This is a genomic window from Chelatococcus sp. KU-N122 (assembly GCF_055391085.1).
In genome coordinates, this window is record NZ_AP043981.1 from 806,475 (window position 1) to 820,411 (window position 13,937).

Here is a 13,937-nt window from a genome sequence, read left to right on the forward strand (position 1 = left end):
TTAAGCAATTTGCCCACCAAATAGGCAAAAAAGCCCTCAACCTGAGGTCTATTCCAATCTGTGGCTTGAAGGTCACATGTTGGACCGAGCTGGCAAATCCAGGGTCGACCGACCTCAGAGCAACGAAGGCGTGTATGCGGACGCAAACGACGTCCTTGGGCCGGAGACGACTTTATTCTAGTTTATGAATTTCAACTCAAATGAAACAGTAAGGCACCGGCTCGACCTGCCGGAACTCGGCCGACCCGCGCGAATCGCGCAACTGGGGAGAGCATCCGCGCGTGCTTGACGATTCGGTGGCGGGCGCGCCGGGCATTCCACCGGAATGGGCAGGTCCGCCGCTCCGGAGCGCTACGCGCCACGAGCGCCGATGAAGCCCCGACACTCGCTGGCTGAGCGCCTTGCGATTGGGTGGAATCACCCAATCGCAAGAGAAGCGCTCCAAATTCAAAAGGTTATGGGCATTTCTCCGTCATTGGATGATCCCGTCCAATGACGGAAATGCTCTAGCGCGCGATGAGCAGCGTCGCCGCCGACACCTTGTTGGTGATCGCGCGCATGCGCTGGTCGGCCGCCGCCCAATCGATCCGGCTCCGCCGCCGGCCCGCCACCACCCGGCCGCCCTTGTCGCGCGCCGCCTGCATGGCCGGCGCACCGCGCCGGACAATCCCGCGCGGCCTGCCGCCCACGCCGGCCCGCGGCACCGGAAAGACCTGCGCGCCGGCGGCGGCCGGCTCACCGAAGGTCGCTTCCGGAAGCTCGCCGGTCACCGGGTAGCCTTGCGAGGCGAGCACCGCGCGCACCCGTCGGCAATAATCCACCGAGCGGACCGAGAAGCGGGTTTCGCCGTGCCCGGCCCGGTACTTCATCACCGTCGTGCAGACATCCCGGCTCGCGAGCTGCCAGGCCCGGGCGAGATAGGTCACGCCGTAACGGATGCTGTTCTCCGCCTGAGCGAGCTCGGCATCGGTGCCCGAGAACCCCAGCATGCGCGCGGTCGACGGCAGGACCTGCATCAGGCCCACTTCGCCGGCGCCGCCGACCGCCGACGAATTGTAGCCGCTTTCGACCTCCGCGACAGCGTCGGCGATCTGCGGCGGCAGGCCCAGCTTCAGCGCCTGGGTTCGGACCTTGATGCGCAGCGCGGCTCGGTCCGCCGATGTGACCGGCCGGGGCACCGCCGGCTTCGGCCCCGCGCTGTCGCCCCCATTGCCGTCGGGCTTCGCCGCCGCCTTGCTCTCGCCTCCCTCCGGCGCCGGGCGGGGCTCGTCGGTTGCCGGCGCTCCGGCGCCCGCCTGCTCGCCCAGCCGATCCGCGAGCTTCGGCGACACCGCGGTGGCCTCGCGGAGCTTGGCCGTCAGACCATCATCCTGTGGCGACATGCTGCCCGCCGCATCGTGGCTGCCGGAGATGCGGCCGGCGAGCCCGGTAGGTGGGGCGAGCGCCGCCGGCCTGCCGACCGGTGCGGGGATGGCGAGCGCGGCGGCAGGAGACAGCGGAGCCGCAGGAGGTGCGTCCAGCGGTGCAATCGACGCGGGGAGGCTCGCTGCCGCCGAGGGCCCGGCAGCCGGCTCTGCGGCCGCCGCGCCGGCTACGAAGCCGGCCACGATCACGCAAGCCAAACGCATCGTCGTATCTCCGCGTCTGCACGGCAGGCGTGTACCCGGCCTGCTCGTGGCCGCCGAAGGGCGATTGACCTTCGATAGCAGCAGACGACCAGCGGCGAAATAGCCGAGACGCACGGAACCCGCTCCGGAACGCTTTGAAGGGCTCGGCGTTTCCATCGCGCAACGCCGGTCGCCCGCTCGGAGCAGGCCGGCTCCGCCGATTGCCAACCTTCACGGGAGGCGTGAGCTTGCGCGTGTCATTGCGACGTTCCCGCCCGGCCGCGGCGTCCGTGCCGACCATGGTTGCCAGCGCGGGCGCGGCGGCGGCCACCGGAGCCGGCGAGATGCACGAGCCCGACGGCAGGCGGATCTGGCGCAACGCCGAGCGCTTCGCCGTCCTGGGCATCTTCGTGATCCTGGTCGGCGCGACGCTGATCTACACCCGCGCGGTCGCCGTGCCCGTCGTCGCCGCCATTCTCATCGGCACCATGGTGGGCGTCTTCGTCGAGCGGCTCGCCGAGCACAAGGTGCCGCCCTTCGCCAGCGCCTTTCTGATCGTCGGAGCCCTCCTGCTCCTGGTCTACGGCGCGATCTCGATGTTCTCGGCCCCGCTGTCGAGCTGGATCGGCCGAGCGCCCGAAATCAGCGGGCTGCTGCGCGATCGCTTCGCCGCCTTGCAGGAGCCGATCCGGGCGCTGCGGTCGGTGCAGGAATCCGTCAACTCGATCATGGGCACCGGCGACAAAGCAGCCATCGCGGTCGACGTCGGTCGATCCTCCTTGCTGGAAAGCGTGCTGGCTATCGCCACGCCCGCGCTGAGCCAGTTCTTCCTGTTCCTCGGCGCGCTGCTGTTCTTCGTGGCCGGGCGCGCGCAGCTGAAGCGCCGCCTGGTCGTCGCCTTCATGACGCGGGAGGCGCGGCTGACCATGCTGCGCATCCAGCGCGACATCGAGCACCAGCTCGCCCGCTACCTGGCGACGGTGACCGTCATCAACATCGTCCTCGGCGCCGCGACCGCCGCCGCCCTGTGGGCCCTGGACGTGCCCAACGCCGCCTTGTGGGGGCTGCTCGCCTGCATCCTCAACTACATTCCGTTCGTCGGACCGATGCTGATGGCGGTGGTGCTGCTGGGCGTCGGCGTCATCACGTTTCAGACGTTGCTGCCGTCGCTCCTGCCCGCGCTGGTGTTTCTCGTGCTGCACGCGGCCGAGGGCCAGATCATCACGCCGAGCATCATCGGGCGCCGGCTGACGCTCAATCCGTTCGTCGTCTTCCTGTCACTGGCTTTTTGGGCGTGGGTGTGGGGGCCGGCGGGCGCCTTCATGGCCATCCCGCTGCTCGTGGTCGGCATCGTCGTCGTGGAGCACCTGTTCCCCCGCGACGAGATCGAGCTGCCGGGCTAAGGCTTGTCCCGATCGGATGGGGGCATTCGAGCGGATGGAAGCGCCCCCGCGTGGCACCGGACTGGAGCGGCGGCTTTCGTTCAGCGGCCCGGCGGTGCGTAGTACATCACGCTGCCTGCCTGCTGCGCGCCGGAGGCCGAGGCGCGGCTATCAGAACGATTGGCCTGCTCCGGTGCATCCTGCGCAGCCGCGGCTGCGTCGTCCTTCTTCTTCGAGGCCAGCAAGCCTTCGAGCGACAGCGCCCGCTTGACGAAGGATGTCGCGACCGACGCGGTGCTGCCCGTCGTCTCCGGCGGAACGAGGCTGGTGACGGTGGCCGTGTCGGCCGGCCGGTCCTTCGCCTCGGATTTGGCGAGCTGCGTCACCGCTTCGGTGGTCGGCTCCCGGCCGCCCTGCGCCTTCGCCACGGCCGGCGCGGATGCCGGACGGGCGGCGACCGCCGTCGGCGGCGCGGCTTCAGGCTCGGCCTCGGGCTTCGGGGTCACGGCCGCGACGGCCGTCGGAGCGCGGCGGCCCGCCGGCGCATCATCCTGCGCGATCTCCTGCGGACCACGCGCCAGCGCCTCCGGCCGGCTCACCTCACCGTAGGACGGCCCGCTGGGGCCCTGGGCGAAGACCGAGCCTTCCTGGCTGCTGGATGCATACGCGGTGGCGCGGAACGAGGGATGCTGGCCGCCGTCGTCATAGACGAGCTTGATCGCCCGCGTACCCTTCGAGACGAGCTCGGCGACCTGCTGGTCGTCCTGGTGCTCCTTCTTCTTCACCGCATCGGCGACGTTCGGATCCACAGTCAGCGGCGGGCACGAGGCGGCGGGATCCAGCCTGCCACCGCCGGCGGGACGTGCATCGAAGACGTAGCGCTTGTTGCAGACGCCGACGGCAGGCTCCTGCTTGGTCACCTCGAAGGCGTCCGAGCCTTCCTTCAGGTTGCGCCAGAACGAGATATTGGGATCGTTGCGGTGCTTGGCGAGGTTATCGGCCGTCATCCGGAACGGATAGGACTGGAACTGGAACGAGCGCTGGCCGCCGGCGAAGGCCTCACGGCCGACGGCGTAGATCTCGGCGATCTGCTCGTCGGTCATCGAGAAGCAGCCGCGCGACGAGCACGCCCCATGCACCATCAGATACGAGCCGCTGCGGCCGTTGGCCCGGTCGAAGGCGTTCGGGAAGCCCACGTCGAACGACAGGTAGAAGTTGGAGTTGGGGTTCATCTGCGCCGGCGTGATCGCATAGAAGCCTTCCGGCACCTGACGGTCGCCTTCGCGCACCTTCGGCCCCAGCTGTCCGGACCAGCGGCAGATCGGATAGGTCTTGAGCAGGGCATACTCGCCCTTGTTGTCGCGCTTCCAGATCTCGACCTCCGCTTCCTTCTTGTAGGAGCGGATGAGGATGGGATCGGCCGGCGACATCCCCTTCTCGGTCATCAGCTTGACGAGCTTCATCGGGATCGGGGCATAGGCCCTGGCGTTCCCGAGACGACCATCGCCCTGGCACGCGGCCAGCGCGAGCGCCGCGGCGGCGATGAGCACGAACCGGTTGAGCGACTTCAGCATTGACACGTCCATCGACGCAGGATGGGGGCTTTCGGCCAACATTTGCCAGTCGATAATGCGCCCATAGTTATCATCCCCTTACGGAAATGCCTAGCTCGGCCGCCGCTGCCGTCATTTGCGGCCGATGGCCAGGAACTTGGTCTCCCGTTGCCGACGGATGTCGTCCGCCGAGCGGCCGGCGAACTCCTGCAGGGCGGCCGCTACGGCCCGGCCGGTCGCGCCGATGGCGGTCTGCGGATCGCGATGGGCGCCGCCGGGCGGCTCGGCGATGATGCCGTCGATGATGCCGAAGCGCAGCAGATCCTGCGCCGTGATCTTCATGTTGGTCGCCGCGTCCTGAGCGCGGCCCGAATCACGCCACAGGATCGACGCCGATGCCTCCGGCGAGGCGACCGTGTAGATCGCATGCTCGAGCATCAGCACGCGGTTCGCCGCGGCGATGGCGACGGCGCCGCCCGAGCCGCCCTCGCCGATGACGACCGCAACGTTCGGCACGCCGAGCCCCAGCGAGGCATCGGTCGACCGGGCAATCGCCTCGGCCTGCCCGCGCTCCTCCGCGCCGATGCCCGGATAGGCGCCGGCGGTGTCGACGAAGCAGATCACCGGCAGCCCGAAGCGATCGGCCATCTCCATCAGGCGGACGGCCTTGCGGTAGCCTTCCGGCCGGGCCATGCCGAAGTTATGGCGCAGCCGGGTTTCGGTGGTCGAGCCCTTCTCCTGGCCGATGACGCAGACGGGCTCGCCGCGAAAGCGGCCGAAGCCGCCGACGATCGCCTCGTCCTCGCCGAAGACACGGTCGCCGGCCAGCGGCGTCATCTCGCTGATCAGCTCGGCACAATAGTCGCTGAAGTGCGGCCGGCTCGGATGGCGCGCCACCATGGTCTTCTGCCACGGCGTCAGCGTCGCGTAGACCTCGCTCAGGGCCTTGTCGGCACGGGCCTCCAGGCGGGCGATCTCCTCGTCGAGCTCGACCGCGACCCCTCCCTCGGACACCGCCCGGAGTTCGTCGATCTTCGCCTCGAGCTCGGCGACGGGCTTTTCGAAATCGAGATAGCTGCGCATGATTGGGCCGTGTTGCCGGGCCTCGCCCGCGGGATAGCGGCATCCATCCGTCGGGAAAGCGCCCTAAATGGGGCCGCTGCTGCCCATGAACTGGCTGGCGGCGGCAGCCGAGTCAAGCCGGGCCGGGCACGGATCGACGGGCAAACGGACCGTCGCGGTGCCGCGGGCGTGGACAAGGGGCCGTCCACCCCTGTAACTGCCGCCGCGATGGACCGCCCCTCCCCCGCCTCGCCCGCCGCCTCCGCCCGCCGCCGCGCGGGCCAGCCCAAGCCTGCCGCCGGCAAGCTCGCGAGGGTCGACGCGCTCCAGTACCTACGCGCCCTGGCGGCGCTGATGGTCGTCTTCTATCACGCCGGCCATTATCTCATCGAGCACCGCCAAGGCCCCGAGCTGCAAGGCTTCTTCGACGGCCGGCTGGCGCTGCACGGCGTCGCCATCTTCTTCGCGCTGTCCGGCTTCCTGATGGCGCGGCTGGCGGAGCGGACGCAGCCGGAGCGCTTCCTGCTCCATCGCCTGACGCGGATCTATCCGATCTATTTCATCTGCGCGGCCGCCTTCTGCGTCCTGTCGCCGCTCATCATCGGCGACACCTACACGCCGCGCCTGCTGGCCAGCACGCTCATTCCCATCGGCCAGGCCAGCTACACGCTCGGGATCGAGTGGACCCTGCTGTTCGAGGTGACGTTCTACGTCTTCCTGTTCCTGGTCATCTGGGCGGGGGCGGCGCACGCGCTGGTGCCGATCGCGCTCGGGTGGCTCGCCATCGTCGCCGTCGCCCTCTGGCTACTGCCGCGCGCCGATGTGGCCACGTTGACGCCGCCGCTCTATCTGCTGCCGTTCAACGCGGCCAATGCCGCGTTCGCCTGCGGCCTGCTGGTGCCGGCGCTGATCAAGCATGTGCGCGTGCCCTGGCCGGTGGCCCTCACCCCGCTCGCCGCCCTCGCGGTCTCCGGCTATTTCGACCTGGCCGAGAACCGGATCATCGCCGGCGTCACCTCGGCGGCGCTCATCGCCTCGGCCCTGTCGTGGCGGGTGGAGGCGCTGCCGCAAGCCGTCCAGCAGGCCATGCTGAAGCTCGGCGACGCGAGCTACGCCATCTATCTGGTGCACGTGCCGGTAATGGTTGGCGTCTATCGCTGGCTGCCGGAGGCCGTGCCACTCCAGCCCGCCTGGGCGGCGGCATCGGCGCTCGCCGTCGCCGTCGGCCTCGCCGTCGGCCGGCTCGACGTCGGGCTCTACCGGCGGCTCAAGCGCTGGGCCGACCAGTTGTCCCTCGGGCGCGCCCGGATCGCCGTCTGGGCTTACGTCGCCGTCTTCGCCGCCATCGCCAGCTACGGCAGCGCCGTCAACCTCATCGAGAGCCGGGAAACGGCAGCGGCTGGCGCTGCACTCGCCGGCCTCGGACCGGCCACGGACGCCGCCGCCCTGACCGCCGCCATCGGCGCGAAGGGCATCGGCTTCGAGGCCCCGGCGGGCGAGGTCGAGCAGGTCGCGGCGCTGCCCGACGGGCGCCTCGCCATCGCCGGCTGGGCCCTCGATCGGCAGGCGCCGAAGGTAACGACGTTCATCGCCGTCTTCTGCGACGGACGGCAGATCGCCTGGGCCAGGCGGCTCCGGCTCAAGCCGGCGCTGGCCGAGACCCTCGGCATGCCGGGCCTGCGCAAGGTGCGTATCGGCTTCACCCTGGCGAGCGAGCAGCGGCGCCCGTGCGCCGGCGACAGCCGGCCGGTCGTGGTCGCGGCCGACGTGCGCGGCAAGGCCTGGGTCGTGCCCTATCGCGAGCCCTAGCAGGCTGTCGGATGAGCGCACCCGACCGTGCCGCGCCTCTAGCGCCCGGGCGACATGGTGGCGCCGGCCGACGGCAGCAGGGCCGGCTGGAGCCGCAGCGCCGGCTTGGCGGCCCGCACGGTGATCGGCCGGTAGAGCTGCTTGGTGGCATCGACCACGTGCACGCCGGCGAACGGCAGGGCCAGCCGCGTGCCCGCCTGCTCCCAGGCCCAGGCCGAGCGCAGCACGAGCCGCGCGTCCGAGGGCGGCACGTAGAGGGCGTCCAGCCACAATTCCGGCGAGAACAGTGTCTGCCGCATCAGCGCCTTCAGCTGCGAGCGACTGTAGGGCTGGCCGTGGCCGAAGGGCGTGCTGTCCATGCGGGCCCATGGGCCGCGGCGGTTCGGCACGATGGCGAGCAGGCGCCCGCCCGGCGTCAGGATGCGCCAGATCTCGGCCAGCACCTCGGCCGGGGCCTCGCTGTGCTCGAGCGCGTGCACCAGCAGCACCCGGTCGTAGGACGCGTCGGCCAGCGGCAGCATGGTCGGGTCCACCAGCGCCGAGGCCGACAGCCCGGACGACGGCCAGTTTACCACGCCTTGCGTCGCCGGCATGTAGGCCGCGACGCGCTCCGTCTCGCCGGCGAGCAGCGGCAGGTAGGGCGTCGCATAGCCGAGGCCGAGCACGCGCAGATGGGCCGCCGACGGCCAGGCCCGGGTCACCGCGCGCCCGAGCAGCTGGCGCGCGACGCCGCCCAGGGCGCTACTGTAGAAACTGCGCAGGTCGACGACATCGACGGGCATGCTGGTCCTCGCTTCAGGTCTTTCACCGCCGGCGCCTGCAGTGCAGCGCATCCCCCATCGGGCCGCGTCGATCGCGGCGGGGCAGCACCCGGAGTCGGAACCGTTCTAACCGATCCGCCGACGACATCCGACCGGAAATGCCGTCGGCGCCGGCGCGGCGGAGTTCGGCAAATCGGGCGGGCAAATCGGGCAGGACCGTGTTGACGGAGCATGGCCACCGGTCCAGGTATCAGGCGGGCGCCAGGAGCGCTTCGCGATTGGGTGGCGAAGCGCCCCGGTTTCAAAAACCCGAAGCACGTCCCCGATCAGATGCGCACATCTGATCGGGGACGTGCTCTGGCAACGCGAGCGCAGCACCATGACCGCGGAATTCCACGTCTTCACCTGCCTGTCGGACAATATCGGCGTGCTCATGCGCGACAAGACGACCGGCGCCTGCGCCAGCATCGACGCGCCTGAGGAAGGGCCGATCCTGGCGGCCTTGGACGAGACCGGCTGGACGCTCACCGACATTCTCGTCACCCACAAGCATGCTGATCACGTCGCCGCCGTGGGGCCCCTGAAGGAGCGCTTCGGCGCCCGTGTCGTCGCCCCCGCCCGGGAAGCCGAGTTCGTGCCCCAGGCCGACCTTCTGGTGCACGAGGGCGACCGCGTCATGGTCGGCACGCTCGCCTCCAGCGTCATCTTCACCCCCGGCCATACGGCGGGCCACATCGCCTATCACTTCGACGGGGCAAGGGCTTTGTTTGCCGGCGACACGCTGTTCGCGCTCGGCTGCGGCCGTGTCCTCGAAGGCACGCCGATGGACATGTGGCACTCGCTGCAGAAGCTCGCCGCCCTGCCCGACGACACGCTGGTCTTCTGCGGCCACGAATACACCCTGGCCAACGCCAAGTTCGCCCTCGCCGCCGATCCGGACAACCAGGCCCTCAGGCTCCGCGCCGCCGTCGTCGAGGGCCAGCGCGCCGACGGCCAGCTCACCATTCCGTCGCGCCTTCAGGACGAGAAGGCGACCAATCCGTTCCTCCGCGCCGACCGCCCCGAGCTCGCCCGCGCCGTCAAGCTCGACGGTAGCGATCCGGTCGCGGTGTTCGCGGCGCTCCGCCAATGGAAGAACAACTTCTGAAGCCTGGAGCGCTCCGCGATCGGGATTGACGTAGCCGACGGCGAAGTTGCTCTCCGGGGCGGGGGGGCCGGATCATGGTCGACATCGGTCGCATGGAGGAGCTCGGCGAGCGCGAGGTCGTACGCGCGCTCGCGCTCGTGCCACATCCCGAAGGCGGCTTCTATCGCGAGACCTACCGGGACGAGCGCACGGACGGCGCCGGCCGTGCGCTCTCGACGGCCATCTACTACCTGCTCGGTGCCGGCGACGTGTCCGCCTGGCATCGTATCGACGCGACCGAGATCTGGCACTGGTACGCCGGCGCGCCGCTGGTGCTGACGGTGTCGCCCAACGGCCACGATGCGTCGGCGCGTCATCTCGGCCCGGTCCTGGCCGCGGGCCAGCGGCCACAGTTCGTGGTCCCGCCGGGCTGGTGGCAGACCGCCGTGAGCCTCGGCGCCTGGACGCTGGTCGGCTGCACGGTGACCCCCGGGTTCATCTTCGAGACCTTCGAGCTCGCCCCGCCGGACTGGCGCCCGACGCCGCGGCCCTCAGCCGGCTGATCGCCCGGCGCCTCGCCATGTGGCGACGAGGGCACCCGCGACGATCAGCGCGCAGGCGGCGCCCAGCGCGAGCGTCGGCTCGGCATAGCCCGCCGCCACCAGGATCAGCGTCGACAGCACCGGCGCCGCATAGGAGACGACGCCGAGGAGCCGGATGTCGCCGCGCTTGACGCCGGTGTCCCAGAGATAGAACGCCGCGCCGACCGGCCCGACGCCGAGGGCCAGGACGGCCAGCCACTGGCCCGCCGTCTGCGGCCAGACGGTCGTCTCGAAGGCGATGTGGCACAGGGCGCTCAAGGCCGCGGTGAGCAGGCAGAACCCCGCCACCACATCGCTCGGCACATGGCCGAAGCGCCGCGACAGGACCGAGTAGCCGGCCCACACGAAAGCCGCCACGAAGGCGAAGCCGTAGCCCCAGGCGTGTTCCGGCGCGAGCGTCAGCGATGCCCGGCCGGCGATCAGCACGACCACGCCGGCAAAGCCCATGAGCGCCCCTGCGAGGTGCGCCGGCTTGAGCCGTTCGCCCGGCAAGGCCGCGGAAAACAGGACGATGAGCAACGGCCAGAGATAGTTGACGAGCCCGGCTTCCGCCGGTGGGGCGCGGCGCAGTGCCGCGAAGTAGAGCGCGTGATAGCCGAAGAGGCCGCCGACGCCGAGCGCCCAGACACGCCAGTCCTGACGCAGGCTCGACACCGCCCCGGGCCTGAACGGCCAGGTCGAGGCACCGACGAGGCCGCCGACCAGGAAGGTCATGGCGGCAAGCTGGAATGGCGGCACGGCCCCGGAGGCGGCGGTCAGCAGGCCGAGCAGCGACCACAACAGGATCGCGCCCGAGCCTATGGCTGTCGCGGCAGGACCCGCCATCGGCAACTCAGTTCCATCCCACCATGCGCCGGCGCGTCAGGACGCCATCATGCGACGCGGGCGGACCGGGACGATCCACCCGCGCGACAAGCGATCGATAACGCGGCGATCAGCCGTTGGCGATGTACTGGCCGCCGTTCATCGTATGCACGGCGCCGGTGAAGAAGGCGGCGCTGTCGGAGGCCAGGAACACGACGAGGTCGGCGACCTCCTGGGCCTTGCCGAGCCGGCCCGTGGGGATGGTGGCGATGATCTTCTTCAGCGCCTCTTCCGGCACCGCCGCCACCATGTCGGTGTCGATGTAGCCCGGGCAGATGCAGTTCACCGTGATGCCCTTGTTGGCGTTCTCCTGTGCCAACGCCTTGGTGAAGCCGATCACGCCCGACTTGGCGGCCGAGTAGTTGGTCTGGCCCATCTGGCCCTTCTGGCCGTTGATCGACGAAATGTTGATGATGCGGCCGAAGCCCCGCTCGCGCATGCCCTCGATCACCGGTCGGGTCATGCAGAACATGGAGTCGAGGTTGGTGTGCAGCACCGCCGACCATTGCTCGAACGACATGCGATGGAACATGCCGTCCTTGGTGATGCCGGCGTTGTTGACGAGGACGTCGACCGGGCCGAGATCCTTGGCGACCTGAGCCAGCCCGTCGGCACAGGCCTTCGGGTCGGACACGTCCCACTTATAGGTGTGGCATTGGACGTCCGCCTTGAGCGCCTTGGCCGCTTCGTCGTTGCCCGCGTAGACGGCAGCGACCTCATAGCCGGCCGCCTTGAGCCCCTTCGAGATCGCCGCGCCGATGCCGCGCGTTCCACCCGTGACCACCGCTACCCGAGACATTGTTCCTCCTGGAATTATCGATGGCCGGCGCCACGCCGGCCTCCAAGCTAGAGACAGCCGACATATGCGCCAGCAACATGGTTACTGACGCAACAATTCCGAAACCGCAAGTGCTACATTGTAATAATGCCCACCGATTTCCGCCGGCTCGGCGGCTATCGGCGCTGCACCGCATCGACGCGGGAACGGCGGACGATCCGACCGAATCGGGGCTGCCGCTCCGGCGTCTCGTCTCAGCATCGGCCGCGTCCCAAAACCGGTGTCCGCTTCGGGGCCGATGCTCCAGAGCATGTCCCGATCAGCTGCTGTCAGCTGATCGGATCGACATGCTCCAAGCGTTAGCGCGCGACGGTGAGGGCGATGCCCATGCCGCCGCCGATGCACAGGGTGGCCAGCCCTTTCTTGGCGTCGCGGCGCTGCATCTCGTGGAGCAGCGTCACCAGAATGCGGGCGCCGGAGGCGCCGATGGGATGGCCGATGGCGATGGCGCCACCATTGACGTTGACGATCGCCGGATCCCAGCCGACGTCCTTGTTCACCGCCAGCGCCTGGGCGGCGAAGGCCTCGTTGGCCTCGACCAGGTCGAGGTCCTGCACCTTCCAGCCGGCCTTCTCGAGCGCCTTGCGGGCAGCCGGGATCGGGCCCGAGCCCATGACCGCCGGCTCGACGCCGGCCGTCGCCCAGGAGGCGATGCGCGCGAGCGGGGTGAGGCCGCGCTTCTCCGCCTCGGCCGCGGTCATCAGGACGAGCGCCGCGGCGCCGTCGTTGATGCCGGACGCGTTGGCGGCCGTGACGGTGCCGTCCTTGGTAAAGGCGGGGCGCAGCTTGGCAACCTGATCGATGGTGGCGCCGTCGCGAATGTATTCGTCGGTATCGACAATGATGTCGCCCTTGCGCGACGCGATGGTTACCGGCGCGATCTCATCCTTGAACTTGCCGGCTTTCCTGGCGGCCTCCGCCTTGTTCTGCGAAGCCACCGCAAAAGCATCCTGGGCCTCGCGCGAGATCTGCCACTTCTGGGCGACATTCTCTGCGGTATTGCCCATGTGATAGCCGTGGAACGCGTCCCACAGCCCGTCCTTGATCATGGTGTCGATGAACTCGACGCCGCCCATCTTGGTGCCGGCCCGCATGTGGTGGGCGTGGGGCGACAGCGACATGGATTCCTGGCCGCCGGCGACGATGACCGAGGCATCGCCGTTGGCGATCTGCTGCATGCCGATGGCGACCGTGCGCAGCCCCGAGCCACACACCTGGTTGAGGCCCCACGCCGTCTTCTCGACCGGCACGCCCGCCTGTATCGCCGCCTGGCGGGCCGGGTTCTGCCCCTGCGCCGCCGTCAGCACCTGGCCCAGGATGACCTCGTCCACCTCGCTGGCCTCGACCTTGGCGCGCGCCAGCGCCGCCTTGATGGCCGTGGCGCCGAGCTCGTGCGCGGGGGTCGACGCAAAGGCGCCGTTGAAGGCACCGACCGCGGTGCGCGCGGCGCTGACGATCACAATGTCCGAAGCAGCCATGGGTGCATTCCTCTCGATCCCTGGTCCCGGACCAGAGTTGGTTATGCCTCCGCCCCTTTGCAAAACGACGGAGCATCTGTCCAGCCGAAGTTGCCGCGGGCCGAAGGCCTAATCAATGATCTAGCGCAAGGCGGTGCGGCTGGCCGCACGAAATGCCTCTCCATTGAACAATAATATTTTCCAAACAGCAGCAGAAGCCCTATCGTTCGGCAGCGGGTCCCATCCGCGATCCGAGGCAACCCACACGGTGCCGCCTTCCCCAGCAGGAGCGCCATGGCCAACGAGAAGCAGCCGACGACGATCAAGAAGTACGCCAATCGGCGACTTTATCATACGGGTACGAGCACATACGTCACGCTCGAGGACCTCGCCAAGATGGTGCGCGCCGGTGACGACTTCCTCGTCTACGATGCCAAGACCGGCGAAGATATCACCCGCTCCGTGCTGACACAGATCATTTTCGAGGAAGAGAGCAAGGTCGGGCAGCAGAACCTGCTGCCGGTCACCTTTTTGCGGCAGCTCATCCGCTTCTACGGTGACAGCCTGCAGGCGCTGGTGCCGAGCTATCTCGAATTCTCGATCGAGAACCTGGCCAAGGACCAGGCGAAGTTCCGCGAGCAACTGTCCAAGACGTTCGGTCCGGCGGCCGCCTTCCAGGCGCTGCAGGATCAGGCCCGCGCCAACATGACGGTGTTTCAGGAGGCCCTGCGCATGTTCGTGCCGTTCACGCCCGGAGCCGAGCCGCCGAGCACGCCGCCCGGCGACGCCGAGCTGACGGAGCTCAAGCGGCAGGTGACGGACATGCAGGCACGCCTGGACAAGCTCGCCAACAAGCCCTGAGCCCCACCCACCACA

At 69.2% G+C, this 13,937-nt stretch carries 12 protein-coding genes; 5 read left to right on the plus strand and 7 right to left on the minus strand.

What is annotated here, in order from left to right:
* Positions 1-506: 506 nt before the first annotated feature.
* Entirely contained in the window at positions 507-1,628 is a 1,122-nt protein-coding gene (locus ACZ5PO_RS03635; protein WP_464190359.1) for a transglycosylase SLT domain-containing protein, read from the minus strand.
* Positions 1,629-1,906: 278 nt separating this feature from the next.
* Between ACZ5PO_RS03635 and ACZ5PO_RS03640 the strand changes: the two genes are divergently transcribed.
* A complete protein-coding gene (locus tag ACZ5PO_RS03640) occupies positions 1,907-3,010 on the plus strand; it encodes an AI-2E family transporter (RefSeq protein WP_464190362.1) in 1,104 nt (367 codons plus the stop codon).
* An 80-nt stretch (positions 3,011-3,090) separates the two neighbouring features.
* Here the strand turns inward: ACZ5PO_RS03640 and ACZ5PO_RS03645 are convergent, their stop codons facing one another.
* On the minus strand, positions 3,091-4,563 hold the full coding sequence (locus tag ACZ5PO_RS03645; RefSeq protein WP_464190364.1) for a L,D-transpeptidase family protein: 1,473 nt from the start codon (positions 4,561-4,563) through the stop codon (positions 3,091-3,093).
* A gap of 111 nt (positions 4,564-4,674) precedes the next feature.
* On the minus strand, positions 4,675-5,625 hold the full coding sequence (locus ACZ5PO_RS03650) for an acetyl-CoA carboxylase carboxyltransferase subunit alpha (RefSeq protein WP_464190366.1): 951 nt from the start codon (positions 5,623-5,625) through the stop codon (positions 4,675-4,677).
* Positions 5,626-5,832: 207 nt separating this feature from the next.
* Here ACZ5PO_RS03650 and ACZ5PO_RS03655 point away from each other — a divergent pair, with 207 nt between their 5' ends.
* Positions 5,833-7,413 (plus strand): acyltransferase family protein, encoded by a 1,581-nt coding sequence (locus ACZ5PO_RS03655; protein ID WP_464190368.1) that lies wholly within the window; start codon positions 5,833-5,835, stop codon positions 7,411-7,413.
* Between the two features lie 38 nt (positions 7,414-7,451).
* Here the strand turns inward: ACZ5PO_RS03655 and ACZ5PO_RS03660 are convergent, their stop codons facing one another.
* Positions 7,452-8,195: a class I SAM-dependent methyltransferase gene (locus tag ACZ5PO_RS03660; protein WP_464190370.1), complete on the minus strand. Its 744-nt coding sequence runs from the start codon at positions 8,193-8,195 to the stop codon at positions 7,452-7,454.
* Between the two features lie 358 nt (positions 8,196-8,553).
* Between ACZ5PO_RS03660 and gloB the strand changes: the two genes are divergently transcribed.
* Positions 8,554-9,321, plus strand: coding sequence for a hydroxyacylglutathione hydrolase (gloB, locus tag ACZ5PO_RS03665; protein ID WP_464190373.1), 768 nt, complete (start codon positions 8,554-8,556; stop codon positions 9,319-9,321).
* Positions 9,322-9,395: 74 nt separating this feature from the next.
* Positions 9,396-9,863 carry a cupin domain-containing protein gene (locus ACZ5PO_RS03670; protein WP_464190375.1) on the plus strand — a complete coding sequence of 156 codons (468 nt, stop codon included), beginning with the start codon at positions 9,396-9,398 and terminating at the stop codon, positions 9,861-9,863.
* On the opposite strand, the gene yddG is transcribed toward ACZ5PO_RS03670, so the two are convergent.
* The 3 genes from yddG to ACZ5PO_RS03685 all read right to left on the minus strand — a co-directional run bounded on the left by yddG (position 9,852) and on the right by ACZ5PO_RS03685 (position 13,082).
* Positions 9,852-10,727 carry an aromatic amino acid exporter YddG gene (gene yddG / locus ACZ5PO_RS03675; RefSeq protein ID WP_464190377.1) on the minus strand — a complete coding sequence of 292 codons (876 nt, stop codon included), beginning with the start codon at positions 10,725-10,727 and terminating at the stop codon, positions 9,852-9,854. The genes ACZ5PO_RS03670 and yddG overlap by 12 nt on opposite strands.
* Positions 10,728-10,836: 109 nt before the next feature.
* Positions 10,837-11,565 carry an acetoacetyl-CoA reductase gene (gene phbB, locus ACZ5PO_RS03680; RefSeq protein WP_464190379.1) on the minus strand — a complete coding sequence of 243 codons (729 nt, stop codon included), beginning with the start codon at positions 11,563-11,565 and terminating at the stop codon, positions 10,837-10,839.
* 338 nt (positions 11,566-11,903) lie between these two features.
* A complete protein-coding gene (locus tag ACZ5PO_RS03685) occupies positions 11,904-13,082 on the minus strand; it encodes an acetyl-CoA C-acetyltransferase (protein ID WP_464190381.1) in 1,179 nt (392 codons plus the stop codon).
* Between the two features lie 273 nt (positions 13,083-13,355).
* Between ACZ5PO_RS03685 and phaR the strand changes: the two genes are divergently transcribed.
* Positions 13,356-13,922 carry a polyhydroxyalkanoate synthesis repressor PhaR gene (gene phaR, locus ACZ5PO_RS03690; protein ID WP_464190383.1) on the plus strand — a complete coding sequence of 189 codons (567 nt, stop codon included), beginning with the start codon at positions 13,356-13,358 and terminating at the stop codon, positions 13,920-13,922.
* The last annotated feature ends 15 nt before the right edge of the window (positions 13,923-13,937 follow it).

Coding starts and splice junctions, on each gene's coding strand:
- ACZ5PO_RS03635 (WP_464190359.1), bottom strand. CDS start 1,628: ATGCGTTTGGCTTGCGTGATCGTGGCCGGCTTCGTAGCCGGCGCGGCG.
- ACZ5PO_RS03685 (WP_464190381.1), bottom strand. CDS start 13,082: ATGGCTGCTTCGGACATTGTGATCGTCAGCGCCGCGCGCACCGCGGTC.
- phbB (WP_464190379.1), bottom strand. CDS start 11,565: ATGTCTCGGGTAGCGGTGGTCACGGGTGGAACGCGCGGCATCGGCGCG.
- ACZ5PO_RS03650 (WP_464190366.1), bottom strand. CDS start 5,625: ATGCGCAGCTATCTCGATTTCGAAAAGCCCGTCGCCGAGCTCGAGGCG.
- ACZ5PO_RS03640 (WP_464190362.1), top strand. CDS start 1,907: ATGGTTGCCAGCGCGGGCGCGGCGGCGGCCACCGGAGCCGGCGAGATG.
- gloB (WP_464190373.1), top strand. CDS start 8,554: ATGACCGCGGAATTCCACGTCTTCACCTGCCTGTCGGACAATATCGGC.
- phaR (WP_464190383.1), top strand. CDS start 13,356: ATGGCCAACGAGAAGCAGCCGACGACGATCAAGAAGTACGCCAATCGG.
- ACZ5PO_RS03660 (WP_464190370.1), bottom strand. CDS start 8,195: ATGCCCGTCGATGTCGTCGACCTGCGCAGTTTCTACAGTAGCGCCCTG.
- ACZ5PO_RS03645 (WP_464190364.1), bottom strand. CDS start 4,563: ATGCTGAAGTCGCTCAACCGGTTCGTGCTCATCGCCGCCGCGGCGCTC.
- ACZ5PO_RS03670 (WP_464190375.1), top strand. CDS start 9,396: ATGGTCGACATCGGTCGCATGGAGGAGCTCGGCGAGCGCGAGGTCGTA.
- yddG (WP_464190377.1), bottom strand. CDS start 10,727: ATGGCGGGTCCTGCCGCGACAGCCATAGGCTCGGGCGCGATCCTGTTG.
- ACZ5PO_RS03655 (WP_464190368.1), top strand. CDS start 5,833: ATGGACCGCCCCTCCCCCGCCTCGCCCGCCGCCTCCGCCCGCCGCCGC.